Here is a 25,932-nt window from a genome sequence, read left to right as displayed (position 1 = left end):
ACGCCTAACAAACTCTCATTTCACCGCGTGATCTATCGCTTGTTTTTGGCTTCGCATTTAACGTTTTTGCAACTTAATTTACACAAATATACTACCTTTATTGGAACGTTCCAGTTTATTTTTTAATCAATGGCTTTGGTGTCTCGCATATATTTGTAATTGAAAGATAACTTTTTTCATTGGCTGGAAAGCGATAACCCGAGGACTGTTCATCCGTGCCTGAGAGCAAATCATCACGACATTCCAGTGGACGAAAGGCCACTGTGATTGACGTTGCAAAAGCAGCGGGCGTCTCTAAATCCACAGTTTCTTTAGTGCTTCGCGGCAATACAGGAGTGAAGGCTGAAACCGTTGAAAAAGTGAATCTGGCGATAGGTGAGCTAGGTTATGTCTACAACCGCGATGCGGCAGGGCTGAGAAACAAAGAATCGAATCTTGTCGCCATCGTGGCAAACGACTTGGCCAATCCTTATCTGGCACAGGTCATTATTGCGCTTGAAGGTCAGTTGGAGCAGCAAGGCTTTATGCCTATTGTCGTCAATATCAATGAAAGTGTGGCGCGGCAAACCGCGATGGTCGCTTCACTTAAGGAACACAATGTCGCTGGTTTTTTTATTACGCCAGCGCCCAAGACTGAAGCGGCTTGGCTGCAAGCATTGGCCGATGCGTCATCTCCCGTTGTGTGTTTGATGCGTGATGTTGAAGGGGCAAATGTACCAACTGTGATGCCAGATAACCGCCTAGGTATGTATTTATCAACCCGATACTTGATTGGCCTTGGGCATCGGCGGATCGCATTCATCGGTGGGGTTGAGTCGATATCTGATTATCAAGAGCGCAAACAAGGCTTTATGAGAGCGATGGAAGAGGCCGAGTTGTCTGTTGAAACTGGTGATATTGAGCCAAGCTCGACCAAGCGCCAAGGCGGGAAAATTGCGCTGAACCGAGTGTTAGACCGCGCACCAGATATCACTGCGATTGTCTGTTTTACGGATGTGGTGGCTTACGGCGCGTATACCGCGTTGCGCGAGCGAGGATTAACCCCTGGCAAAGATATTGCTGTGGTGGGATTCGATGATTTAGAAGACAGTCGGCTGATGTCACCGGCGCTGACCACAGTGAGAGTCAGTGCAGAAGACATTGCCCTGATGGCATGTGAAAGATTACAGCAATGGCGAGAGAACCAAAAAGTGCCAGAAAGCGCCCTCGTTGGTGTGGAACTAGTGATTCGTTCGTCATGTTGTTCGGTGGGGAAATAGGCGAGTGAATGGGCCTAATTTTCCTCAACAACAAAAGGATGGCTGCAGTAAACGCAGGTCAATGACACAGATGGGACTACTATCATGAGAAAACGCAACATGATTCAAACCCTGCCCCTCGCAGGTACTTTGCTGTTAAGCGCAGCGGTCGCGCAGGCAGAAGATGTGGAAGTATTGCACTGGTGGACGTCGGGCGGTGAGGCCGCAGCACTGACCGTACTAAAAGACGATCTGGGTACCCAAGGCATTGGCTGGCAAGACATGCCAGTTGCGGGCGGTGGTGGTGGTAATGCCATGACAGTGTTGCGTGCTCGAGTAACGTCTGGTAATCCACCAACAGCTGTGCAAATGCTGGGTTTTGATATTCAAGATTGGGCGGCAGAAGATGTCGTTGCCAACCTTAACAGTGTTGCAGAAGCGGAAGGCTGGAATGACAAAGTACCTAGTGCATTGCAGCGTTTTTCTAAGTACGACGGCAAGTGGGTCTCAGCACCGGTTAATGTCCACTCGACCAACTGGATTTGGGCCAACAAAAAATTGCTTGATGAAGTGGGTGTTAAACAGCCGCAAACGTGGGAGGAGTTGATTGGTGCGCTGGATAAACTAAAAGCTGCAGGGTATATCCCGCTGGCTCACGGTGGTCAAGCTTGGCAAGACGCTACCCTGTTTGATGGCGTGGTGCTAACAACGGGCGGCATTGATTTCTATCGCAAGGCGATGATTGATCTTGATCCGGAGGCGCTAGGTTCAGACACCATGGTGAAGGTGTTTGATCGTATGTCTCAGCTTCGCGGTTACGTAGATAAGAACTTCCCGGGTCGTGATTGGAACTTGGCATCTGCGATGGTGATTGAAAACAAAGCAGGCATGCAAATCATGGGTGACTGGGCGAAAGGCGAGTTTCTCAAAGCGGGCATGAAGCCCAATGAAGATTTCTTATGTTTCCGTATGCCGGGCACGCAAGGCATGGTGACCTTCAATGCTGACCAATTTGTGATGTTTGATGTGGGCGAATCAAAAGCCCAACAAGCAATGGCAAAAGCGATTATGTCGCCGACCTTTCAGTCTGCATTTAACGTGGTGAAAGGCTCAGTGCCAGCCCGTACTGACGTATCAAATGAAGCGTTTGACGCTTGCGGTCAGAAAGGCATGGCCGATCTTGCTGAAGCTAACAAAAACAACACCTTGGTTGGCAGTATGGCCCATGGACACGCTGCACCTGCCGCAGTGAAAAATGCCGTTTATGATGTGGTGACTAATCACTTCAATGGTGGCATGGATTCGAAGCAAGCGACAAAAGCCTTGGTCTCTGCGGTGCAAGACGCGCAGTAGGGAATCGATAGCAGTAGCGAGGAAAGAGAAGGCGACATTCGTGTGTCGAATGCGCCTTCTATCGCCCTTAGATAGAAGGCTTTTCTGTCTATTGAACCTCGCATTTTGTTAGCCTTTCGCTTCAAGGACTGATTTATGTCTTCTCCTGGAAAATACAGCTCTCGCCAATTTTGGCAGCAGTTGCTCCCTAAAATTGTCATCGCGCCCTCCTTTGCGCTGATACTTTTCTTTGTCTATGGGTTTATTGCATGGACAACGTATATCTCCTTTAGCACCTCACGCATGCTGCCCAATTACAACCTAGATGGTGTGCGTCCCTACGAAAAACTGTGGAATAGTCTGAACTGGAATGTGGCGCTGGAAAACCTCGCCATCTTCGGTATTTTGTACATCGTGATTTGCTGTGCGCTGGGGTTATTTCTCGCTATCTTGCTCGACCAGAAAATCCGTATAGAAGGCGCATTACGACCCATTTTTCTCTACCCCATGGCGCTGAGTTTTATTGTGACAGGGACGGCGTGGAAATGGTTCCTTAATCCAGGACTTGGCCTTGAGAAAACCATGCGAGAGATGGGCTGGGAAAGTTTTAGCTTCGATTGGCTGATCAATCCCGACATGGCGATCTACACCGTGGTGATTGCCGGGGTCTGGCAGACCTCTGGTTTTGTCATGGCAATGTTCCTTGCGGGCCTTCGTGGTATTGACAGTGAAATGCTGAAAGCAGCGCAACTTGATGGCGCATCAGCCTTTCAAATGTATCGACGTATCATTATTCCGCAATTGCGTCCGGTGTTTCTCAGTGCCTTCATCGTGCTCGCCCACATGGCGATAAAGAGCTACGACTTGGTCATTGCATTGACAGGCGGTGGCCCCGGAAATGCCACCGAAATGCCCGCCACCTTTATGTACTCCTATACCTTCTCCCGTAACCAAATGGCGGTGGGTTCAGCGAGTGCCATCATCATGTTAATGACCATCGCCGCGATTATCGTGCCGTATCTCTATAGCGAGTTGAAGGAGAAAAAGCATGAGCAGTAGGGAAAATAACACACCTTTCCAAGGGGCTCGTTTTTGGCGCGCGCTGATTTACATCACGCTGATCGTGTTCGGTTGTATGTACTTACTTCCTTTGTTTGTCATGCTGGTGACTTCGTTTAAAGAGTTGGATGAGATTCGTCAAGGCAACATGTTGGCGCTACCTCAGGTTTGGACGATAGAGCCTTGGGTTTCAGCTTGGGGCTCGGCTTGTATCGGACTGACGTGTGAGGGGATTAATGGGTATTTCATGAACTCCATTATGATCACAGTGCCGGGTGTCTTGATATCGACAATCTTAGGAGCCTTGAATGGGTATGTGCTGACTAAGTGGCGTTTTAGAGGACATCGTTGGGTATTTGGTATCATGCTGTTTGGCTGCTTCATCCCATTTCAGGTCGTGCTCGTCCCCATGAGTCAAGTTCTAGGGACGCTTGGTTTGGCGAACACCACGGCAGGCTTGGTGCTGGTGCATGTGATTTATGGCGTTGGCTTTACCACACTTTTCTTCCGTAATTATTACGAAGCCTTTCCGAGTGAATTGATCCGTGCCGCCATGATTGATGGCGCAGGGTTCTTTAGAATGTTCTTCCGCATTTTATTGCCAAGCTCAGGCCCGATCATTGTGGTGACGATCATTTGGCAGTTCACAAATATCTGGAACGATTTCCTGTTTGGCGCTTCGTTTGCGTCGGGGGGGACTGCGCCTATCACAGTCGCATTGAATAATCTGGTTAACTCTTCGACGGGTGTGAAGGAATACAACGTGCACATGGCTGGTGCCATGATTGCTGCACTTCCCACGCTTTTGGTTTATATCCTGGCCGGGCGCTACTTCGTTCGCGGTCTCATGGCGGGCTCAGTAAAAGGATAATGCAATGGCATCTTTGACGCTCAATAACGTAAAAAAACGGTTTGGACAAATAGAGGTTTTAAAGGGTATTGATATTGCCATTGATGATGGTGATTTTTTGGTGCTGGTAGGACCTTCAGGTTGCGGTAAATCAACCTTGCTGAACATGATTGCAGGGCTTGATAGCATCAGTGATGGCGACGTGATGATCGGTGACAACATGATCAATACGCTGCATCCCGCTGATCGTGATATTGCGATGGTGTTTCAGTCTTACGCTTTGTATCCGAACATGACGGTGGCACAGAATATCTCGTTTGGTCTGGAAATGCGTCACGTTCCAAAACCAGAGCGTGAGCGCTTGATTGGTGACGTGTCAGCCATGCTGCAAATTGAGCACTTACTGAAGCGCAAACCGGGTCAATTGTCGGGTGGCCAACGACAGCGTGTCGCGATGGGGCGTGCACTGGTGCGCGACCCGAAAATTTTCTTGTTTGATGAGCCATTGTCTAACCTTGATGCGAAGTTACGGGTAGACATGCGAACGGAAATCAAACGTCTCCACCAGCGCCTAAACGCCACGATTGTTTATGTTACTCATGATCAGATTGAAGCTATGACGCTAGCCACCAAAATCGCGGTCATGAAAGATGGTGAAGTGCAGCAGCTTGGCTCACCCGCTGAGGTGTATGACAACCCAGCAAATACGTTTGTGGCAACCTTCATGGGTAGCCCTTCGATGAACTTGTTTGATGCAAAGGTAGAAGCATCAGATAGCTCGAAGACTCAACTTGAGATCCATGGGCATGAAGGGGAAGCACAAGTCGTCAGCTATAACCGTGGTTTTTCTGAGTTGGCCTCTTATGTTGGTAAAACGGTGAGCCTTGGTGTGCGTCCGGAAGACATCTCTGACCAAAAGCAGGGCGGTGAAGGAACACTGCTTTGCAAAGTGGATGTCACCGAGCCAACAGGGGCAGATACGTATGTGATTACGTTGTTGTCTGGAAAAGAAGTCGTGGCGCGAATGCCCGCTAATGCTAATTTAAAACTGGGTGATATCACTCACTTTGCTTTCAACCCAGAAAAGCTGGTGTTGTTTGATCGAGAAACAGGAATGCGTATCCGGTGAGTGGTTAAACATGTAGAAAGCCCCACGTTGGTAAATCAACATGGGTTTTTTTTGCACCGAGGTTTTTATGTGGCGCTTCTTACTGGTGAATGAGGCTAGTTGCCCGTATTCAAGCCCGAAACAGTTTGTGCCACGTTTTCAGCGCCAACGCGAATTTCTTCCATCACTGACGAGGCTTCAGATATTTGTTGCTTACCCAGTTCCGCAGAATCGGACACGCTCGACATCTTACGTGTTGCTTCTGATGTTAGATCTCGATTCTTTTTCACAACGTCTGCAATCTCTGCGGTTGATTGGCTGGTTCTTGCTGCCAATTGTCGAACTTCATCTGCAACCACCGCAAAACCGCGGCCTTGATCGCCTGCTCGTGCGGCTTCAATGGCCGCATTGAGAGCGAGTAGGTTTGTCTGATCTGCAATGTCGCTGATCGTCGAGACAATCGCTTCAATACTTTTAGATTGTTCGTTTAGCTGGGAAATCGAGGCGGATGTTTCCAGCACCTGTTCAGAAATAGATTGAGACGTTGACACCGTTGACTCCAACACACTTGCCCCTTGCTTAGCAATTTGCGATGTTTCGACCGATGTGGAGTAGGCGATTTCAGCTGCTGCTCGAATGGCCAGTTCTTGTTCAATCTTTTCGGTAATATTGCTGGCGAATTTTACAACACGAACAACCTTGCCTTTGTCGTCAAATACCGGGTTATAGGTGGCTCGTAGCCAAAGCACATTGCCTTTGGCGTCTTTGCGTTCAAACTGCCCGCCTTTGAAATCACCAGAGGCCAGTTCAGCCCAGAAATTGGGGTTGGCCTGCAAAAAATGGTCTGGGCAGAACATGCGGTGGTGTTTACCCTGGATTTGATCAAGTGAATAGCCGACGGCACCAAGAAAGTTGGCATTGGCTTTAACAATGGTGCCATCAGGAAGGAATTCGATCGTCGCCATTGATTTATCCAATGCGGTAGCCACAGCTTGGTTATCATCACGCAATATTTTGTCTTTGGTGACGTCTGCTGCAATCTTCATGACTTCAGTGACAGTCCCATTTTCTTTTATCGGGAAGTAAGTGGCTTCTAGCCACAGGCGTTCGCCTTTACTGTTTCTCCGAGCAACCGTGCCGCTAATCACTTCTCCAGCACGTAAACGCGCCCAAAATTTTTGATATTCTGCGCTTTGGGCATACTCGGCATCACACAGTTCGCGGTGATGTTTACCCGTTAGTTGTTCCAGGGTAAAACCCGCTGCGCCTAGGAAAAGGTGATTAGCGCGTTTGACGACACCATCAGGCGTGAAGTAAATGGTGGCGACACTGTTATTGATTGCGTCGAGCAAAGCCGTGTTATGAGCCGCAGCTTCTTCAACGGCTTGAAGTTTGTTTTTTAATTTCCCATTGAACATCGAATCTACCTTCCACAAGTTATTCTCATTTGCTGATGAGGCGTTTAATCTGACGTATCAGCAAAGTGCTCTTTAAAAAATAGTTCAAATATCACACTAACGTCTGATATTTAAGAAGCCATGTAATATGCGCATCAAGTAAAAAATTGAGGGAGTGAAATCTAATGGGATGTGAATGTGTAAAAAAGCCAGCGATTAGCTGGCTTAGTCATGTAGAGAGCAGAAACTAGACGTTTGCGCTTTTGGGGACGGGAAGTATTTTGACTTGCTTTATCATGTTCTCTGCCACCTCGACAATTTCCATTTGATGACCTTCGACCTCAATGCTGACTTGGCTATCAGGAATGTCTTCCAAATGCTCGAGTATTAACCCATTTAAGGTACGAGGTCCATCGGTGGGTAATGCCCAGTTTAGGCTTTTGTTCAAATCACGAATGTTGGCTGTTCCGTCAATCATGTAACTGCCGTCTGGCAGCGCCGTGATTTCTTCAGCAAGGCTCGGTGAAAGTGATGTGGTGAATTCACCAATAATCTCTTCCAGAATGTCTTCCAAAGTGACGAGTCCGATAATGTCGCCGTATTCATCTACAACAAGACCTATGCGTTGCTTATTGCGCTGGAATTTGAGCATTTGCACGTTGAGAGGCGTGCCTTCGGGAATGTAGTAAACTTCATCGGCTGCTCTCAGCAGATTTTCTTTATTGAACTCATTTTCCACCATCATACGATAGGCTTCACGAACACGCAGCATCCCGACAACTTCATCAATGTTATCGCGATAGAGCACCATGCGACCATGGGGTGCATGCGTTAACTGACGCATGATGGCTTTCCAATCATCATTAACATTAATGCCAGTAATCTCGTTGCGTGGCACCATGATGTCATTGACCGTAATTTCTTCTAGTTCCAGAATCGAGATCAGCATGTCTTGGTGGCGACGGGGGATCAGCCCGCCAGCTTCATTGACCACTGTACGCAGCTCTTCTGAGCTAAGGTGGTTTCTTCCATCATGGCTGGTGGTTAAACCAATTAAACGTAAAAAGCCATTGGTAATACCATTAATCAACCACACCAGTGGGTACATCACTTTCATTAGGATGTTAAGTAAGATACTACTGGTGTAGGACACGCGTTCAGGGTAGAGCGCGGCAAGTGTTTTTGGCGTGACTTCTGCAAAAACAAGGATGACTAAGGTGAGACCACCGGTAGCAATAGCAACGCCAAGGTCGCCGTACAAGCGCATACCCAATATGGTGGCGATGGCAGAGGCCAATATATTGACGAGATTGTTGCCAATCAGGATAAGGCCTATGAGCCTATCTGGGCGCGAAAGCAGCTTTTCTACGCGCTTTGCGCCTTTGTGTCCTTGGTTGGAAAGGTGCCGAACTCGGTAACGGTTTAACGACATCATTCCGGTTTCGGAACCGGAGAAATACGCTGAAACGACGATGAGCAATACCAATAGGGAAATTAACGTTCCCGTCGATATGTCGTCCAAATTACAAGATCCTTTTTATTCAATTCAGCCCTAATTAAGGACAAGAATGTGAGCTGCTGTCAAACCCGATGGTTAAAATTTAGCCCTGTCATCACGAAGCAATAATGACTTCGCGTACAAATCGGCTGCCGAAATAGGCCAGAGTCAGCAAAAATGCGCCTACAATACTTATCCAAATAACACGTCGACCACGCCATCCAGAACGATAGTGTCCCCATAGTAAGGTGCCATAAACACACCATGCCATGGCGGATAAAATAGCTTTATGCGCTTTACCTTGGGCAATCATGTCATGCACGAATGCAAAGCCAGTTATCAGCGTTAGCGTCAGTAAAATCTCACCAATCAAAATGATATTGAACAACTGACGTTCTACGGCCATTAGTGGCGGTAAATTCGGATTCATCATGAGCTTTTTCTTACTCTTCAATTGATGATCAAGCCACGCTAATTGTATGGCATACAATGTCGCTATCATCAGTGTTGAATAAGAGAATAGAGCCAGTGATATATGCAAAAGGACCTGTGGGTTCGCTTCAAGGTGCGAAATGACAGCCCCTGGAAGCAAGGTCGCAGCAGTAAGATTAATTGCAGAAAAGCTGTAGACGACGGGCAGTAATACCCAAACGCGCATTTTGAAAAGAAGACCGGTAGTGATAGCGGCAATAATAAAACTGATCAAAGACGCGACATTAAGGATACTGAGATTTTGGCCGCCATCGGCAAAAATAAGATCAGATATCAGATAAGCATGGAGAGCGAGTGCACCGCAAGCGCTGAGAAAAACGCGTTTTGCAGGGATCTGATTGGGGCCGGATAGCCCGGGTATGATCTGCATAAGTGCCGCTATATAGAGCAGTGCGGCTAGGAGTGCTATAAAAATATCCATGCGTCTTTCAACAACATCGCGTAAAAAATAAAGGTTTTAGTATACCCTGCACAGCTAAGAGTCGCTATGCAAGGCAGCCGATCTTTTAGGCATAACCGTCTTGCAGCTTGCAAACTCAGCAGAAAGTGACAGCAACTACCTTTAAAACTATCGTCACTGCCATCATGTAAGACAAGCTTATAATGAGTTATAATCCCAGCAATTTTGTGTTGATCGCCACCTGAGTATTATCAGCTTTGTGGTGCCGTCGCGTAGAGAGCGAGTAGGACATGTTTGAGAACTTAACGGATCGTTTATCTCGATCGCTGAAAAATATCAGCGGTCGTGGTCGACTCACTGAAGACAATATTAAAGAGACCCTGCGCGAAGTGCGTATGGCGTTACTTGAAGCCGATGTTGCGCTTCCTGTGGTGCGTGATTTCGTCAAAAAAGTAAAAGAAAGTGCGGTTGGCCTTGAAGTATCCAAAAGCCTGACGCCAGGTCAAGAATTCATCAAGATAGTTCAATCTGAACTAGAAGTTGTGATGGGTGAGTCCAACGCTGAATTGGATTTGGCATCCCAGCCTCCTGCGGTTGTGTTGATGGCAGGTTTGCAAGGTGCGGGTAAAACGACCAGCGTCGGTAAACTGGGTAAAATGCTCAAAGAGCGCCACAAGAAGAAAGTGCTGGTGGTCTCGGCTGACGTTTATCGCCCTGCGGCGATTAAACAGTTGGAAACGTTGGCGACGGATGTTGGGATCGATTTTTTCCCTTCAACGGCAGATCAAAAGCCTGTTGATATTGCATCAGCAGCACTGGCGCACGGCAAGCTGAAATTTTACGATGTGGTGATTGTCGATACTGCAGGTCGTCTGCATGTCGATGAAGCCATGATGGATGAAATTAAAGACATCCATGCTGCTCTAAATCCAATAGAAACCCTGTTTGTGGTTGATGCCATGACGGGGCAAGATGCCGCAAATACGGCAAAAGCATTTAACGATGCACTGCCATTGACCGGTGTGATCCTGACGAAAGTCGATGGTGATGCTCGTGGTGGTGCGGCGCTGTCTGTGCGTCATCTTACGGGTAAGCCGATTAAATTCTTGGGTGTGGGCGAGAAAACTGACGCACTTGAACCCTTCCACCCTGATCGTATTGCAAGTCGTATTTTGGGGATGGGAGACGTACTGTCGCTTATTGAAGATCTCCAGCGCAATGTCGATACCGATAAAGCGGAACAATTGGCGAAAAAGTTCAAAGAGAAGAAAGGCTTTGATCTGCAAGACTTCCGTGATCAGTTACAACAGATGAAGAACATGGGCGGCATGATGGGCATGATGGATAAACTGCCAGGCATGTCCAATCTTCCTGATGATGTAAAAAACCAAGTGGACGACAAAATGTTCGTTCAAATGGAAGCCATCATCAATTCCATGACGCCAAAAGAGCGTACACGGCCTGACCTGATTAAAGGGTCACGTAAAAAGCGTATTGCTGCGGGTTCTGGTACACAAGTTCAGGACGTTAACCGTTTGCTTAAGCAGTTCACCCAAATGCAGAAAATGATGAAGAAAATACAAAAGGGTGGCATGAAGAACATGATGCGCAATATGAAAGGCATGATGGGTGGCATGGGCGGAGGCGGTGGAATGTTCCCGCGTTAAGCGTATGCTACGTAAATAAAGGTCTAGGAATGTGAAGCACCTAGGCCTAAAAGACTAAAGCAACCGGATTTGCTAAGTGATTGATTGTTTATTTGCACTGATGCTTTTTTAGCTAAAGCAGTTGCATTCGATCACAGAAAGCGTAAAATTCCGGAGCTTTATTTTGGCACGAGGCCCTGTATTTACGCAGGGCCAATTTAATTCAGTAATGCAATAGAGGACGATATGGTAACCATTCGTTTGGCACGTCACGGCGCTAAAAAGCGTCCATTCTATCAAATCGTTGTTGCCGACAGCCGCCAAGCTCGCGACGGTCGCTTCATCGAGAAAATTGGTTTCTTCAACCCGATCGCACAAGGTCAAGAAGAGAAACTGCGTTTGGACCTTGATCGCGTTACCCATTGGGTTGGCGAAGGTGCAGCGGTTTCTGACCGAGTAGCACGCTTGATCAAAGACGCTGCGAAAGCTGCGTAATTTATCAGTGTCAGGGTTAAAAGAAGAAATGAGTGAGCAAGAAAAGATTGTAGTAGGCAAGCTAGGTGCTTCTTATGGCATCCGTGGTTGGCTCAAAGTTTTTTCTTACACTGAAAATGCTGAAAGTATTTTCGACTACACACCTTGGTTTATTAAGGTGCGTGGCGAGTGGCAAGAATTCGGTCTTGAAGACTGGAAACGCCATGGTCAAGGTTTTGTTGGTAAACTGAATGGTCTGGATTTGCGTGAAGACGCCCAGGTCATGACGAATGCCGAAATTGCGGTTAACCCAGAGGTATTGCCTGCGCTGTCGGATGAAGAATTCTACTGGCGAGAGCTCTACGGTATGGAAGTGTTCACTACCAAAGGTTACAACCTGGGTAAGGTCTCGGACATTCTGGAGACAGGCTCTAACGATGTGTTAGTCGTGACTGCAAACTTGAAAGATGCTTTTGGACAGAAGGAACGCCTAGTGCCGTTCCTCGATGGGCAAGTCATCAAGTCGATTGATCGCTCTGCTCAACGGATCGAAGTTGACTGGGATCCTGGATTTTAAAATCCCCAGGTAACACTTAAAGCAATAGGAGCGGAAAAATGTGGGTTGGTATTATCAGCCTTTTTCCTGAAATGTTCCGTGCTGTTACCGATTTTGGGGTAACTGGCCAGGCGGTAAAAAAAGGCCTACTCGAAGTAGAAACGTGGAATCCCCGCGATTTTACTCACGATAAACACCGGACGGTTGATGACCGACCTTATGGTGGCGGCCCGGGCATGTTGATGATGGTACAGCCTTTGCGCGATGCCATTGACGCTGCCAAACATACCGCCAAAGGCAAGGCGAAAGTGATTTACCTTTCACCTCAAGGTCGAAAGCTTGACCAAGCAGGTGTCGAAGAGTTGGCGCAGAATGAGAACTTGATTCTTATCTGTGGACGCTACGAAGGGGTAGATGAGCGCATTATACAAACCGTAGTCGATGAAGAATGGTCTATTGGTGATTTTGTGCTCAGTGGTGGCGAACTGCCTGCCATGACGTTGGTTGACGCAGTCGCTCGGTTTGTACCGGGTGTACTTGGAGACTTTGCGTCAGCGGAAGAAGATTCTTTCGCAAATGGCTTGCTTGATTGCCCACACTACACGCGACCTGAAGTGTTAGACGGACTCGATGTACCTTCGGTACTGAAATCCGGTAACCATCAGGACATACGCCGCTGGCGATTGAAGCAATCGCTAGGCCGAACCTGGCTCAGAAGACCAGAGCTCCTGGAAAACCTAGCTCTGACTGACGAACAGGAATTACTACTTGCTGCGTTCATTAAAGAACACAGTTAAAGTTCCTAAACATACTTAGTATCAGTTTATTCTAGGGTATAGAAAATGAGTAACATCATCAAAGCGCTCGAAGAAGAGCAACTTAAGCAAGACATTCCTGGCTTCAAAGTGGGTGACACTGTTGTTGTTCAGGTTAAAGTTAAAGAAGGTGAGCGTTCACGTCTACAGGCCTATGAAGGTGTTGTAATCGCGAAACGTAACCGTGGTCTGCATTCTGCATTTACCGTTCGTAAGATTTCTAACGGTGAAGGCGTTGAGCGTGTATTCCAAACTCACTCACCAGTTGTTGACAGCATTACTGTTAAACGTCGCGGTGCAGTACGTCGTGCCAAACTGTACTACCTGCGTGAGCGTTCTGGTAAGGCAGCTCGTATCAAAGAGCGTCTCACTAAGAAATAATCGCTCCGGCGTTTATACCCCGCAAGGGATAGAAAAAGCCCGCCATTTGGCGGGCTTTTCTTTTATCGGTACAAAGACAAACGTTCAGCTAAAGCTTTCTTCTATATACAGCTGAGCAACCTCAAGATGCTTGTTCAGCGAGAAGTTGTTGGTTTGCTGGCTGCGCCGGCAAGGCGCTGATTTGAAAACATAGTGGCTCTACGTTGAAAGTCAGCAATAAAGCCTGGAAGCCAACAAGACTGGTGCTTGGCAGCCACACATCACGCTCACTTTTTTGACGAAAAGGGTCGAAAGGGAGGGGGACTATTCCTTCCACTTTTCTCCTTAAATTGAGCGTGATGTGTGGCTCTGAATCCTGCATATTGAGGTGACTCGGGTATAATGCGTTGTTGCTATGGAGGATTACGCGTGAAATACGATTGGATTTTATTTGATGCAGATGAAACTTTGTTTTCGTTTGATGCATTTGCTGGATTAAAGGCCCTGTTTTCTGGCCTTGGCGTTGATTTCTCTGTGCAAGACTTTTCTGAATACCAAGCCGTGAACAAGCCACTTTGGGGAAAATACCAAAACGGCGAGATCACTGCAAAGCAATTACAGGAAGATCGCTTCGTTCTGTGGTCGGAAAGACTGAATGTTTCCCCCGCGAAACTTAATCGTCTCTTTTTGAATGCCATGGTCGATGTGTGCCAGCCACTTGAGGGAGTGAGTGAGCTAATTCCTGTGCTCGCTCAAAAAGCCAAACTCGGCATCATCACCAATGGTTTTACTCAGCTTCAGCAAGTGCGTTTGGAAAAAACGAATTTGAGTGAGTATTTTGATTTGGTGGTGATATCGGAAGAGGTTGGGGTCGCTAAGCCAGACGTGGCGATTTTCGATTATGCTTTCGAGAAAATGGGACAACCAGAAAAATCGCGCATTTTGATGGTGGGAGATAATCCTGATTCGGATGTTCTTGGCGGGAATAAAGCGGGTATCGATACTTGCTGGCTAAACCGTGATGAACAATGTGTGTCCAATGGTGTCTCTCCGACTTATATTGCCAACTCTTGGGCGGAGATTGAACGCTATTTACTAGGCTAATGCGCTAAACACTGTCTGCAGGCAGGTTGTTCGTGCAACCTGCTGACTATTTTCCCTTCATGTATTTGCCTTTCTCTTCTCATGTTGCTCTCCTGTTTTTGCAATATTCATTTGGTTTCAAAGATAGAACACCGTACTGACTCAAAGCAGTCTTCACTCTTTAGGTAAGTCAGCATCTTACCGACGCTAGTTGTATTTGTTGTTAGCTTGGTTTTCTGCTTGGGCTTTTGATAGAGATAAACCAAAAGAACAATTTGAGGAGACAAGTAATGGAACCAACCGAAACACTGGCTAAGCAAATGGTGGGAGTACTATCCCGTAATTGGTGGGTGTTATTGCTACGTGGTATTGCGGCCATTATTTTTGGCTTTATGATGTGGACGCTTCCGCCGGGAGAGTCGATAGAAACCTTAGTGCTGGTTTTTGGCATTTACGCGTTTGTGGATGGCAGCTTGCAAGTATGGACAGCCTTGGTTGAGCGTAAAGATCATGATAACTGGGTTGTGTTGTTACTTTGGGGCGTAGTGGGGATCGCGGCAGGGATCATGACGTTTGCCGTCCCTGGCCTGACGGCAGTTGCATTGCTTTTTTATATAGCTGTTTGGGCAATCGTCAAAGGGGTGCTAGAAATCATTACCGCGATCAGACTTCGTAAAGAAATCACAGGTGAGTGGCTGTTAATCTTTGGCGGTATTATTTCTATCTTGTTTGGTGGCTTCTTGATGAGTAATCCAGCAGCTGGTGCGATGGCGTTGGTATGGGTTATTGCGACGTATGCGTTTGTGTTTGGTGTGTTGTTTGTTGCTTTGTCTTTCAAACTCAAAAGCATGAAAACGTCAGACAGTTAGTTGATTGCATCAGGAAATCGCAGTCAAAAACGGGTTATTCGTCTATAGTGAATGCCTTTTCGTCTGAATGATAAATTGAGGAACAGGATGCTAAATAAATTCCTGACGTCGCTACTGGCGTTGCTTTTGGTTGGTTGTGTGAATATCGAAGCAACAGAGTCTTTGGTTCAAAAAGGTAACTGGCAGGCGGTCGGTGAGCGTGATGGTGTGAGAGGTTTACCCTCTCGTTCTATGTCCAATCTGGATGCTTTGGCCAATAAAGCTGGCGTTCAAAATGTAGACGTTGGTGGCTATGAAGCGGGTTATAACACTGGCATCGATCTCTACTGCGATGTTAACAATGCTTATGATATAGGTCTGTCTGGTATGCAATACCTTGGGGTGTGTTCAAACCAAGATGATGGTATGCGCTTTCAGATGCAATGGCAGCGAGGCTTTGAGGACTTCCAATCTGCCGATCAGACTTTCTGATTAGCTGCTGATCGTGTTCCAATTCAAAGGCCATTATTTGGCCTTTGTTCATTTTTGTTTACGAATATATTTCCCGACTTTATCCTTCCTCCCTTTCATAGCTTCTAATAAAGCCAATTTCATTTCTTTGTGTAAACTTATCATTACAATGTTATTTTTTCTTTACGAATGCTTGCAATCCCGTTTCAGATTGATAAGGTGTGTGACATCTGCGGCGAAAACAACGCTGTTCAATATGGTTAAGCACTAAAAGATTAAGTAAGGATTGTTTTCATGGAAAGAGATCTGCTGACGAATGTACACATTCAGGATGAAACGGTACTGATCACGCCAGAGCAGTTACGCCAAAAACTGCCGGTGAAAAAAGAGACGCTGGAATTTATCTCTAGATCACGTGATGACATCGCCAATATTATCCATAAAAAAGATCACCGCTTGTTGGTGGTTTGTGGACCTTGCTCAATTCACGACACCGAGGCTGCGATTGCATACGCTAAACAATTAAAAACGTTGTCAGATCAATTGAACGACCAGATTTATATCGTGATGCGTGTTTACTTTGAAAAGCCACGTACAACGGTTGGCTGGAAAGGATTGATAAACGATCCGCACCTTGACGGTTCTTTTGATGTAGAAGCGGGTTTGCACAAAGCGCGCGAGTTGTTGATTACGCTGTCAGATATGGGTTTGCCATTGGCTACTGAAGCGCTTGACCCAATTAGCCCTCAATACCTTGGCGACCTGTTTAGTTGGGCGGCTATCGGTGCGCGCACGACGGAGTCACAGACTCACCGTGAAATGGCCAGTGGTCTATCAATGCCTATCGGTTTCAAAAATGGTACTGATGGTAGCCTTTCTACTGCAATTAATGCGATGAAAGCGGCTTCGTCTGGTCACCGTTTTATGGGGATCAATAAAGAGGGGCAGGTTGCGTTATTGACTACCCAAGGCAATCCTGATGGTCATGTCATCCTTCGTGGTGGTAAACAAACAAATTACGATTCTGTCTCTGTGACGGAATGCGAAAATGAGATGAAAGACGCAGGGCTAGAAGCATCTCTGATGGTAGACTGCAGCCATGCTAACTCTCGTAAAGATTTTCATCGTCAGCCACTGGTGGCCGAGGATGTCTTTCATCAAATTCGTGAAGGTAATCAGTCTATTATCGGCTTGATGATTGAAAGTAACATCCATGAAGGAAATCAATCTGCGGATCTTCCGCGTGAAGAGATGGCTTATGGCGTGTCTATTACGGATGCATGTATTGATTGGGAGGACACTGAAACCCTGTTGCGTCGTGCACATAGTGATTTGACCCCATTCTTGGAACAGCGTTTAAAAGGAAGTTAAGCCTCATGGTTGCAGAGTTGTCCCTTCTCCGGGATCAGATTGATGAAGTCGATAAACAAATGGTGGAATTACTAGCGCGACGCCTAGCACTCGTTTCGGATGTGGGCGAAGTGAAAAGCCGTCATGGTTTGCCTATCTATGCGCCTGATCGTGAGGCGGCAATGCTGGCTTCTCGCCGTCAGGAAGCCGAACTCAAAGGTATTCCACCTGATCTGATCGAGGATATTCTTCGCCGTACAATGCGTGAATCATACGCCAGTGAGAATGACTCGGGGTTTAAATGCCTTAATCCTGAATTGCGCTCCATTGTGATAGTTGGCGGTAACGGACAGCTGGGCAAATTATTCGGTAAGCTATTTCGTCTGTCAGGTTATGACGTGAAAGTGCTGGGTAGCCAAGATTGGGATAACGCGGAAGCCATGCTATCGGATGCAGGGATGGTTGTGGTCACCGTACCTATTCATCGAACAGACTCTGTAATTCGACAGCTCAGTACCTTGCCAGATGATTGTATTTTGGCTGATCTTACCTCCATCAAGAGTGAGCCGTTGCAAGCTATGCTCGAGTCCCATAAGGGACCAGTTGTGGGTCTGCATCCTATGTTTGGGCCAGACATTGCGAGTTTGGCTAAGCAGGTCATTGTATATTGTGATGGTCGTAATCCCGAAGCTTACCAATGGTTGCTAGAGCAGTTTCGTATCTGGGGGGCGAGTTTGCATCGTATCAGTGCGATTGAGCATGATCAGGGCATGACTCTGATCCAAGCATTGCGCCACTTTACATCATTTGTTTACGGCCTGCATTTGGCCGAAGAAAACCCGAACTTGTCACAACTCACTGCACTCAGTTCACCGATTTATCGTCTTGAGTTGGCAATGGTAGGGCGCTTGTTTGCACAGGATGCACAGCTTTATGCGGACATTATTATGTCGTCTAACCAGAATATAGACATGATTAAGCGCTTCCATGCTCGCTTTGGTGAAGCGATTGAGTTACTTGATCAAAAAGACAAAGATGGTTTTATTACTGCCTTTAAGCAGGTTGATGGCTGGTTTGGTGATTTCGCTCCGCGCTTCTTAAAAGAAAGCCAGAACTTGCTGAGGCAAGCGAATGATACTGCTCACCGAGGTTAGTCTTTATTGGAAAGTGGCATAACGAGAAATGAAAAAAGGAGCAATTGCTCCTTTTTATTTACCTGGATAAAAGTCATGCTGACGGTGAGTTGTGCCGTTAGACATCAATCTCAGTTGGGGCAACATTCTCAATAGGGTATGAGCCTAATACTTTGATGTAGCGTGTCAGCTTGGTCAACTCTTCTAGCGTCTCTTTCATGATGTCTGTGCGCATATTGCCTTCCACATCGACGTAAAACATTTCTTCCCAAGGGTTGCCCAATACCGGACGTGACTCAAGTTTGGTCATATTGATGCCTCGGGTGCGCAGCACCAGCAAACATTCCACCAGTGAGCCCGCAGTTTGTCCTGTAGACATAATAAAAGTGGTTTTGGCCGGTATCAGAGCAGTGACGTCAATAGGTTTACGCGCCACCACGATAAAACGTGTGTGATTTTCTTGCTGATTGGCAATGCCAAACTTGAGCGGTTTCAGCCCGTAAAGCTCACCACTGCTCGCATTGCCAATCGCCGCTACGTTTGGTTGTTTCAATTCAGCCACGACTTTCATCGCTTCGGCGGTGCTGGAGCAATATTCTTGTTTGATGTTGCCCAGTGAACGTAGAAACTCGCTGCATTGCTGGTGTGGCTGCGGGTGCGAGTAAAGCACATTAATCTTATCAACGTCAGTGTCCACCGAGGTCAATAAGCAGTGCTCGATAGGCTGCGTGATTTCACCCACGATGGACAAACGCGTGTGCTGAAGTTGGTCATAAACATCGTTTATTGAGCCAGAACTCGTATTTTCGATCGGCAGAACGCCGTAATCTGCGTTGCCACTTTCGACTACTTCAATGACTTCTTTGAAGCTTGGGCATTGAATTTCAGCAAGCTTAGTGTGTTTACGGGCGAAGAAATTGCGTGCAGCAAGATTGGAGTATGAGCCTTTCCCACCGAGAAACGAAACACGAGCTAGGGGCTGTTCATTGTCTGGGTTCGCCAAGCGTTGTAAAAATGCTTGCTGATAGAGCACGGAATCTTCAATAACACTGTGGAAGATTTTGGTGACGTACTGCGGGTCAAGATCGTGGGTGTGGCCATCGGCGACCAGTCTTTCCAGAAGAGCTTGCTCTCGTTCTATATCACGAACAGGTTTCTGGGTTTGAATTTTGCTCTTCGCAACTTCCAGGCTGAGCTTGCGGCGATCAGCCAGTAGCGATAGCAATTGCTTATCGATTCGACTGACATTTTCTCTGATTTCATCCAGTGACATAGTTGGTTTACTCATTCCCTTTCCCTGTTGTTTCTTAGTCTGACCCTGACTGACATAAAAAAGCCCCCCTGATGGAGGGAGGCTTCGGGATTCTATCGTTATCGATGCTCGCCCTAAACCCCACCTCAAAAGGTGCGGATAAAAAAGCGAAAGAAAAACGAGGTTGTCAGTGTCATCGATAGTGGTTTTAGTTGACGTTATATTGTTCAACCATATTGGGCTGACCGTGTCATGTCAAGACGAATAAGCCCCGCATTGGCGGGGCTGATTCTTTTTAATCCTCAATGGGTTTATACAACTTCAGATTCTTCATCTTCCGGCACGTCAATGTGACTTGCGCGGCGAGCTTCACCTTTGTGAGCTTGTTTGTTGAGTTGCTTCTCCAGTTTCTGACCTACGTCATTTATTGCTGCATACATATCATCATGTTCTGCTGATGCAACCAGCTTTGTGCCAGGAACCGATACGCCGGCTTCTACTTTGAATTTGTTTCCAGGTGCTTCACTGATGACTGCATGAGGGTTAATGAGAGCGACTTGCCATTTTTCCAGCTTTTCAAAACGAGATGTGATTCGATCGCGGATAGCTGCAGTGACGTCGATGTTTTTACCAGTAACTTCTACTCTCATAGGTCTTTCCTCTTTTGCTTGCCCTTTGCCGGGCTCACTTTCAGATTACGTTTCTGTAGGATAAATAAAGTGATCTAGATCACCTTTATGCAGTGAAAGTTTATCTGTCTAAGTAATTGTGATCCTGTTTTTAACTCTGATTTAAAACTGCCAGAAAGTGCTTGATGTAAGGATTGGATGTGTTGCAAGATGAGGAGATAAGGTCGCTAACAAACATTCAATGTTAGGGATTTTATTCGTGCTAAATAATCTTGTTGATGAATAATTCACCAACTTGCATACGTATCCTATGTGAGTACTTGGGGATATATCAGATTGGCATGTATACCGAATGATAAAAAAAGCAGCCAAATGGCTGCTTTTTTCGTTGATAGGTTGTGCTATGCGCCAGCGCCGTTTAACTGAATCAGTTCTCGAGTACGCTTCGCTGGTTCTTCAAGCTCAAGTTCTTCGTAAGCTTTAAGCATTAATGGCAATGATTTTTTCGCGGCGTCAGTGTCAGGGAAATCTCGCTGGATTTGTTGACAACGATTGATCACAGCAATCCATGCTTCACGTCTCACATAAAAATCAGCGGTTGCCAATTCGTAGTCCGCCAGGCGGTTTTTCAATGAGACGAGTCGCTTTTGAGCATCAGCAGCATATTCACTATCAGGATAGCGATCTAGCAAACGACGGAAATCAATAAAGGCACGGCGTACGGGCTCAGGATCTCGATCGCTCCTGTCTATGCTCATTACATCATGAATAAAGCTTCTGTCTTGCGCCATGCTCGTTAGGCCACGCATATACAAGACCCAGTCCATTTCCTGATGTCCGGGATTCATACGCATAAAGCGATCAATCGTCGCCTCGCCCAAGGCTAGGTCATCATTTTTGTAGTACGCGTAGACCAAATCAAGCTGCACTTGTTCTGAATAGGCGCCAAAAGGATAGCGAGAATCGAGGGCTTCGAGTTTTTGGATCGCGGTATTCCAACTGCCTTGGTTAAGTGAAACCTGTGCTTCCTGATACAGCTCCGACGGCGGAATATCAGGAACAATGTCTTCAGTGCTTGAACATCCAGCCAGCACGGAAATGGCAAGTAGTGAGGATAAAGTAAGGCGTTTCATTACTACAGGTGCTTCCTTGAAAGAATATTTTCAGCCTTTGCCATTACGGATTCAGCCGCAAAAAGCTACAATGGCGCGATAGAGGTTATTCTACCCATCGGCCAGATATAATACCAACAAGTAAACGTGACCAAGCCCTAGGGCTGAAAATCGCGTAATACGGTATTAGTCTCATTGAGAATCAAAAAGTTCGTTATGGCACAGCAGTTAGAGTTAAACAGTACAGTTAATGAGAATCAACTAGGGCAACGTCTCGATCAGGCGGTAGCGGAGTTGTTTCCGGATTATTCCCGATCGCGCATCAAAGAATGGATTCTTGCAGACAAAGTGACTGTCGATGGTGAAATCTCCAATAAACCGCGTTTGAAAATGATGGGTGGCGAATCCATCGTTGTTCAAGCGGATATTGAAGATGAACTGCGTTGGGAAGCTCAGGACATTCCACTTAATATCGTTTATGAAGATGATGATATTGTCGTGATCAACAAGCCTCGTGGTTTGGTTGTGCATCCAGGCGCAGGTTGTCCAGATGGCACCGTCCTAAATGGTTTGTTGCATCTTTACCCGCAGATCGCTGAAGTTCCGCGTGCAGGTATTGTTCACCGTCTAGACAAAGACACCACGGGTCTAATGGTGGTTGCGAAGAATGTTCCAACCCAGACACGATTGGTTCGTGCATTGCAAAAGCGTAAAAAATTCACCCGTGAATATGAAGCGATTGCGATGGGCACCATGACAGGTGGCGGTACTATTGAGAAATCTATTGGTCGTCATTCGACCAAGCGAACTCAAATGGCGGTTCAGGAGTTGGGCAAACCAGCGATCACGCATTATCGAGTGGTTGAGCATTTCCGTGCCCATACACGCTTACGCGTGCGCTTGGAAACGGGTCGTACTCACCAAATCCGTGTTCACATGGCTTACTTGAATCATCCGTTGATCGGTGATCACTTGTATGGTGGCCGTCCACGACCGCCGCGTAATGCTGGTGATACCCTAATCCAAACACTTCGTTCTTTTGATCGTCAGGCACTACATGCTGCCATGTTGCGTATTGAGCATCCGACAACAAAAGAAACGATGGAATGGCATGCGCCGATCCCAGATGACATGGTGAATCTGACTGAAGTGTTACGTGCTGATGCGCTTGAGCTTGGGGACTTGGATTACTAAGCATGGATTGGATCACGCCAGACTGGCCAGCACCATTGTCGGTAAAAGCAGTGAGTACTACTCGAGCGGGAGGCGTAAGCCAACCGCCGTTTGATAGCTTTAATTTGGGTATTCACGTTGATGACTCTCTTGATGCTGTCTTGGCAAACCGTACTCGATTAGCTGATGTTATGTGTATGCCATCAGCGCCAAGCTGGCTGAACCAAATCCATGGAACAGGTGTGGTGACACTACCATTGACGTCAACGTTGCAAGTACCAGATGCTGATGCATCTTTTACGGCTGAAATGGGGCAAGTTTGTGTGGTGATGACTGCAGATTGCTTACCTGTACTTTTTTGCAGTAAAGATGGCGCTCAAGTAGCGGCTGCGCATGCAGGCTGGCGTGGTTTGGTTAATGGTGTGCTGGAAGAGACCTTGGCTCAATTTTCTGATCCTAAAAACGTCATGGCATGGCTTGGCCCTGCTATTGGCGCAGAGAAATTTGAAGTTGGTGGCGAGGTGAGAGAGCAATTTATAGCGAAGGATGCTGGCGCAAGCTCTGCATTTAAACCGCGTAACGGTCGCTGGTTAGCGGATATTTATCTTCTAGCCCGCCGTCGCCTTGCGCAGGCAGGTGTCACTGATATTTATGGCGGGACTCATTGCACGGTCTCAGAGCCAGAACGTTTTTTTTCCTACCGTCGAGAGGCTCGTACAGGCCGTCAGGCAAGCTGTATTTGGATCTCTACAGATAGCATGCGATAAAAATTTCACCAAATAACTTGAAATCGGTCACGATCGCTCCCATTTTCGTTATGCAAACTTAGACGAAATTAGAGGAGGGGCTATGCGCCTTGACCGATTTACCAGCAAATTCCAACTGGCCATTTCCGACGCTCAGTCATTGGCCTTAGGGCGCGATAATCAATACATCGAACCCGTCCACTTGATGGTGTCTCTCCTCAATCAGGACAGCAGTACCATTCGACCTTTGATGACACTACTTAATGTTGATGTTACTCAATTACGCTCTAGTCTCAGTGAACTGTTAGATAAACTTCCCAAAGTCACTGGTACAGGCGGTGATGTTCAGCTTTCCCATGGCATGGGCATGTTGTTCAACATGTGCGACAAACTGTCGCAAAAGCGTAAAGACAAATTCATTTCCTCTGAGTTGTTTATCCTCGCTGCAGTCGAAGAAAAAGGGGCATTGGGAGAACTATTGCGTAGTCTTGGATTGGCTACAAAAAAAGTGGAAGCAGCGATCGATAAAGTTCGCGGCGGTCAGTCCATTGATGACCCCAATGCTGAAGAGTCCCGACAGGCACTGCAAAAGTTCACGGTCGACCTGACTGAAAAAGCCGAACAAGGCAAGTTAGATCCTGTGATTGGTCGTGACGAGGAAATTCGTCGCACCATACAAGTGTTGCAGCGCAGAACGAAAAATAACCCTGTGATCATTGGCGAGCCGGGCGTTGGTAAAACCGCGATCGTGGAAGGCCTTGCTCAACGTATCGTTAATGGCGAGGTGCCAGAAGGGCTTCGCAATAAACGCGTGCTTTCTCTTGATATGGGTTCCTTGGTCGCGGGGGCGAAATATCGAGGTGAATTCGAAGAACGTTTGAAATCAGTTTTGAACGAGTTGGCGAAAGAAGAAGGCAATGTCATTCTGTTTATCGATGAAATCCACACAATGGTGGGGGCCGGTAAAGCAGAAGGCGCGATGGATGCGGGTAATATGCTCAAACCTGCACTTGCTCGTGGCGAGTTACATTGTGTTGGCGCGACGACTTTAGACGAGTATCGCCAATATGTAGAAAAAGATGCGGCCCTTGAGCGTCGCTTCCAGAAAGTATTAGTCAATGAACCAACGGTGGAAGATACCGTTGCCATTCTACGTGGCCTGAAAGAGCGTTACGAACTTCACCATGCTGTGGAAATTACCGACCCTGCGATTGTGGCGGCAGCGAGCTTATCTCATCGTTATATCTCTGATCGCCAATTACCAGATAAGGCAATAGATCTTATTGATGAAGCAGCGTCTAGTATTCGAATGCAAATTGACTCAAAGCCGGAGCAACTAGATCGTTTAGAACGACGTCTTATTCAGCTCAAAATCGAGCAGCAAGCGCTGGCAAAAGAAAATGATGATGCAAGTAAAAAACGTCTTGAAACATTGCAGACAGAGATTGATGAGAAAGAGCGTGATTATGCTGAGCTGGAAGAGGTTTGGAATGCAGAAAAAGCGGCGCTGTCAGGCACACAACATATAAAGAGTGCGTTAGAGCAAGCTCGCACTGATTTAGAGATTGCACGTCGAGCGGGTGATCTCAATCGAATGTCGGAGCTGCAATATGGACGTATCCCGGAACTAGAGAAGCAACTGGATCTTGCAAGCCAAGCAGAGATGCAGGAAATGACATTGCTCAGAAACCGAGTAACAGAAGCTGAAATCGCCGAAGTCCTGTCGCGTCAAACAGGTATTCCTGTCGCCAAAATGCTTGAAGGCGAGAAAGAAAAATTACTTCAAATGGAAGATGAACTTCATTCCCGTGTTATTGGACAAGAAGAAGCGGTCAATTCAGTGGCAAATGCCATACGTCGTAGCCGAGCCGGTCTTGCTGATCCAAATCGTCCAATAGGCTCATTCCTATTTTTGGGGCCAACGGGGGTAGGTAAAACGGAGCTTTGCAAATCGCTAGCTGAGTTCATGTTTGATAGTAGCGATGCCATGGTACGTATCGATATGTCGGAGTTTATGGAGAAACACTCTGTAGCGAGACTAGTTGGTGCGCCTCCAGGTTATGTGGGTTATGAAGAAGGCGGGTACTTAACAGAAGCTGTACGCCGACGTCCATACTCTGTCATTTTGCTGGATGAAGTAGAAAAGGCACACCCAGATGTATTTAACCTTCTCCTACAAGTATTGGATGATGGTCGATTGACTGATGGGCAAGGTCGAACTGTCGATTTTCGCAATACTGTGGTTATCATGACTTCTAACCTTGGTTCGGATCGGATTCAAGAACACTTTGGTGAATTGGATTACGACGGTATCAAAGTGATGGTTATGGATGTTGTGAGCAAGCACTTTCGTCCAGAATTTATTAACCGTATTGATGAAGCTGTGGTGTTCCACCCGTTGGGTCAAGATCACATCAAGCTGATTGCAGATATTCAGTTACATCTTCTCGCACAGCGAATGGCTGAACGAGACTTGGTGCTTGAGGTTAGTGAAGAAGCATTGACCTTGATTGCTCAAGCGGGTTTCGACCCCGTATATGGAGCGCGCCCGTTAAAACGTGCTATTCAACAGAGTATTGAAAACCCGTTGGCGCAGGCCATCCTTAAAGGTGAAGTCAAACCTGGTAAGCCAGTTCGACTGGTAGTAGAGGACGACCAAATAAAAGCAATCCAATAACTTTTTCAATTCGAGAACATGGAAAGAGGCTAGAAATAGCCTCTTTCTTGCTTTTAGTGCATTTAATCTGGTGGATTAGATTGCTTTATAAGCGTCTTGAGTGATTGTCGAGCAAAAAGGTCTATTTATTGAGGTTTTCTAAAAAATCCCTTGCCAACATATCAATTCTCCCTATAATGCAGCCCATCGACACGGTGAGTGCTTCCAGTAGGAAACGCCCATTGAATCGATAT

At 46.8% G+C, this 25,932-nt stretch carries 25 protein-coding genes; 18 read left to right on the top strand and 7 right to left on the bottom strand.

The window, feature by feature from the left end; all coding sequences use genetic code 11:
* Nucleotides 1-263 precede the first annotated feature (263 nt).
* The 5 genes from A1OO_RS12465 (at nucleotide 264) to A1OO_RS12445 (ending at nucleotide 5,608) form a co-directional block, all read left to right on the top strand.
* Entirely contained in the window at nucleotides 264-1,259 is a 996-nt protein-coding gene (locus tag A1OO_RS12465; protein ID WP_016958176.1) for a LacI family DNA-binding transcriptional regulator, read from the top strand.
* Between the two features lie 84 nt (nucleotides 1,260-1,343).
* The gene (locus A1OO_RS12460) at nucleotides 1,344-2,591 is read left to right on the top strand and encodes an ABC transporter substrate-binding protein (protein ID WP_016958175.1); all 1,248 of its coding nucleotides are present in this window, start codon (nucleotides 1,344-1,346) and stop codon (nucleotides 2,589-2,591) included.
* A gap of 135 nt (nucleotides 2,592-2,726) precedes the next feature.
* A complete protein-coding gene (locus A1OO_RS12455; protein WP_017003224.1) occupies nucleotides 2,727-3,629 on the top strand; it encodes a carbohydrate ABC transporter permease in 903 nt (300 codons plus the stop codon).
* Nucleotides 3,619-4,500, top strand: a complete 882-nt coding sequence (locus tag A1OO_RS12450; RefSeq protein ID WP_016958173.1) for a carbohydrate ABC transporter permease — start codon at nucleotides 3,619-3,621, stop codon at nucleotides 4,498-4,500. Before A1OO_RS12455 ends, A1OO_RS12450 begins: the two co-directional genes overlap by 11 nt.
* A 4-nt stretch (nucleotides 4,501-4,504) precedes the next feature.
* Nucleotides 4,505-5,608 carry an ABC transporter ATP-binding protein gene (locus A1OO_RS12445; protein WP_017003223.1) on the top strand — a complete coding sequence of 368 codons (1,104 nt, stop codon included), beginning with the start codon at nucleotides 4,505-4,507 and terminating at the stop codon, nucleotides 5,606-5,608.
* A gap of 95 nt (nucleotides 5,609-5,703) precedes the next feature.
* Here A1OO_RS12445 and A1OO_RS23885 read toward each other — a convergent pair whose 3' ends face one another.
* From A1OO_RS23885 to A1OO_RS12430, 3 genes are all read right to left on the bottom strand, one after another.
* Nucleotides 5,704-7,005: a methyl-accepting chemotaxis protein gene (locus A1OO_RS23885; RefSeq protein ID WP_016958171.1), complete on the bottom strand. Its 1,302-nt coding sequence runs from the start codon at nucleotides 7,003-7,005 to the stop codon at nucleotides 5,704-5,706.
* A gap of 226 nt (nucleotides 7,006-7,231) precedes the next feature.
* Entirely contained in the window at nucleotides 7,232-8,506 is a 1,275-nt protein-coding gene (locus tag A1OO_RS12435) for an HlyC/CorC family transporter (protein ID WP_016958170.1), read from the bottom strand.
* 91 nt (nucleotides 8,507-8,597) lie between these two features.
* Nucleotides 8,598-9,395 carry a cytochrome C assembly family protein gene (locus A1OO_RS12430; protein ID WP_016958169.1) on the bottom strand — a complete coding sequence of 266 codons (798 nt, stop codon included), beginning with the start codon at nucleotides 9,393-9,395 and terminating at the stop codon, nucleotides 8,598-8,600.
* A 269-nt stretch (nucleotides 9,396-9,664) separates the two neighbouring features.
* Here A1OO_RS12430 and ffh point away from each other — a divergent pair, with 269 nt between their 5' ends.
* From ffh to rplS, 5 genes are all read left to right on the top strand, one after another.
* Nucleotides 9,665-11,041, top strand: coding sequence for a signal recognition particle protein (ffh, locus tag A1OO_RS12425; protein WP_017003222.1), 1,377 nt, complete (start codon nucleotides 9,665-9,667; stop codon nucleotides 11,039-11,041).
* 225 nt (nucleotides 11,042-11,266) lie between these two features.
* Complete coding sequence (rpsP, locus tag A1OO_RS12420) at nucleotides 11,267-11,515, top strand: 30S ribosomal protein S16 (RefSeq protein WP_016958167.1); 249 nt, start codon at nucleotides 11,267-11,269, stop codon at nucleotides 11,513-11,515.
* A gap of 28 nt (nucleotides 11,516-11,543) precedes the next feature.
* Entirely contained in the window at nucleotides 11,544-12,071 is a 528-nt protein-coding gene (rimM, locus tag A1OO_RS12415) for a ribosome maturation factor RimM (RefSeq protein WP_016958166.1), read from the top strand.
* A gap of 38 nt (nucleotides 12,072-12,109) precedes the next feature.
* A complete protein-coding gene (gene trmD, locus A1OO_RS12410) occupies nucleotides 12,110-12,847 on the top strand; it encodes a tRNA (guanosine(37)-N1)-methyltransferase TrmD (RefSeq protein ID WP_016958165.1) in 738 nt (245 codons plus the stop codon).
* Nucleotides 12,848-12,892: 45 nt separating this feature from the next.
* Complete coding sequence (gene rplS / locus A1OO_RS12405; protein ID WP_016958164.1) at nucleotides 12,893-13,246, top strand: 50S ribosomal protein L19; 354 nt, start codon at nucleotides 12,893-12,895, stop codon at nucleotides 13,244-13,246.
* Nucleotides 13,247-13,367: 121 nt separating this feature from the next.
* Here rplS and A1OO_RS12400 read toward each other — a convergent pair whose 3' ends face one another.
* Complete coding sequence (locus tag A1OO_RS12400) at nucleotides 13,368-13,562, bottom strand: hypothetical protein (RefSeq protein ID WP_016958163.1); 195 nt, start codon at nucleotides 13,560-13,562, stop codon at nucleotides 13,368-13,370.
* 92 nt (nucleotides 13,563-13,654) lie between these two features.
* On the opposite strand from A1OO_RS12400, the gene yjjG reads away from it, so the two are divergent.
* From yjjG to tyrA, 5 genes are all read left to right on the top strand, one after another.
* Nucleotides 13,655-14,329 carry a pyrimidine 5'-nucleotidase gene (gene yjjG / locus A1OO_RS12395; RefSeq protein WP_017003221.1) on the top strand — a complete coding sequence of 225 codons (675 nt, stop codon included), beginning with the start codon at nucleotides 13,655-13,657 and terminating at the stop codon, nucleotides 14,327-14,329.
* 269 nt (nucleotides 14,330-14,598) lie between these two features.
* The gene (locus A1OO_RS12390) at nucleotides 14,599-15,177 is read left to right on the top strand and encodes an HdeD family acid-resistance protein (RefSeq protein ID WP_016958161.1); all 579 of its coding nucleotides are present in this window, start codon (nucleotides 14,599-14,601) and stop codon (nucleotides 15,175-15,177) included.
* Between the two features lie 87 nt (nucleotides 15,178-15,264).
* The gene (locus tag A1OO_RS12385; protein ID WP_016958160.1) at nucleotides 15,265-15,648 is read left to right on the top strand and encodes a DUF2799 domain-containing protein; all 384 of its coding nucleotides are present in this window, start codon (nucleotides 15,265-15,267) and stop codon (nucleotides 15,646-15,648) included.
* A 273-nt stretch (nucleotides 15,649-15,921) separates the two neighbouring features.
* On the top strand, nucleotides 15,922-16,998 hold the full coding sequence (locus tag A1OO_RS12380; RefSeq protein ID WP_016958158.1) for a 3-deoxy-7-phosphoheptulonate synthase: 1,077 nt from the start codon (nucleotides 15,922-15,924) through the stop codon (nucleotides 16,996-16,998).
* Between the two features lie 5 nt (nucleotides 16,999-17,003).
* A complete protein-coding gene (gene tyrA, locus A1OO_RS12375) occupies nucleotides 17,004-18,131 on the top strand; it encodes a bifunctional chorismate mutase/prephenate dehydrogenase (RefSeq protein ID WP_017003219.1) in 1,128 nt (375 codons plus the stop codon).
* A 97-nt stretch (nucleotides 18,132-18,228) separates the two neighbouring features.
* Here tyrA and pheA read toward each other — a convergent pair whose 3' ends face one another.
* The 3 genes from pheA to bamD all read right to left on the bottom strand — a co-directional run bounded on the left by pheA (nucleotide 18,229) and on the right by bamD (nucleotide 21,124).
* Entirely contained in the window at nucleotides 18,229-19,398 is a 1,170-nt protein-coding gene (pheA, locus tag A1OO_RS12370; protein WP_016958156.1) for a prephenate dehydratase, read from the bottom strand.
* Nucleotides 19,399-19,673: 275 nt separating this feature from the next.
* Complete coding sequence (gene hpf, locus A1OO_RS12365) at nucleotides 19,674-20,012, bottom strand: ribosome hibernation-promoting factor, HPF/YfiA family (protein ID WP_016958155.1); 339 nt, start codon at nucleotides 20,010-20,012, stop codon at nucleotides 19,674-19,676.
* Between the two features lie 380 nt (nucleotides 20,013-20,392).
* Nucleotides 20,393-21,124 (bottom strand): outer membrane protein assembly factor BamD, encoded by a 732-nt coding sequence (bamD, locus tag A1OO_RS12360; RefSeq protein ID WP_016958154.1) that lies wholly within the window; start codon nucleotides 21,122-21,124, stop codon nucleotides 20,393-20,395.
* A 195-nt stretch (nucleotides 21,125-21,319) separates the two neighbouring features.
* On the opposite strand from bamD, the gene rluD reads away from it, so the two are divergent.
* From rluD to clpB, 3 genes are all read left to right on the top strand, one after another.
* A complete protein-coding gene (gene rluD / locus A1OO_RS12355) occupies nucleotides 21,320-22,297 on the top strand; it encodes a 23S rRNA pseudouridine(1911/1915/1917) synthase RluD (protein WP_016958153.1) in 978 nt (325 codons plus the stop codon).
* A gap of 2 nt (nucleotides 22,298-22,299) precedes the next feature.
* Nucleotides 22,300-23,043: a peptidoglycan editing factor PgeF gene (gene pgeF / locus A1OO_RS12350; RefSeq protein ID WP_016958152.1), complete on the top strand. Its 744-nt coding sequence runs from the start codon at nucleotides 22,300-22,302 to the stop codon at nucleotides 23,041-23,043.
* A gap of 82 nt (nucleotides 23,044-23,125) precedes the next feature.
* Nucleotides 23,126-25,699 carry an ATP-dependent chaperone ClpB gene (gene clpB, locus A1OO_RS12345; RefSeq protein WP_016958151.1) on the top strand — a complete coding sequence of 858 codons (2,574 nt, stop codon included), beginning with the start codon at nucleotides 23,126-23,128 and terminating at the stop codon, nucleotides 25,697-25,699.
* Nucleotides 25,700-25,932 lie beyond the last annotated feature (233 nt).

It is taken from the genome of Enterovibrio norvegicus FF-33 (assembly GCF_000286835.2).
Classification (GTDB): domain Bacteria; phylum Pseudomonadota; class Gammaproteobacteria; order Enterobacterales; family Vibrionaceae; genus Enterovibrio; species Enterovibrio norvegicus_A.
This window is presented reverse-complemented; position numbering and strand designations above follow the sequence as displayed.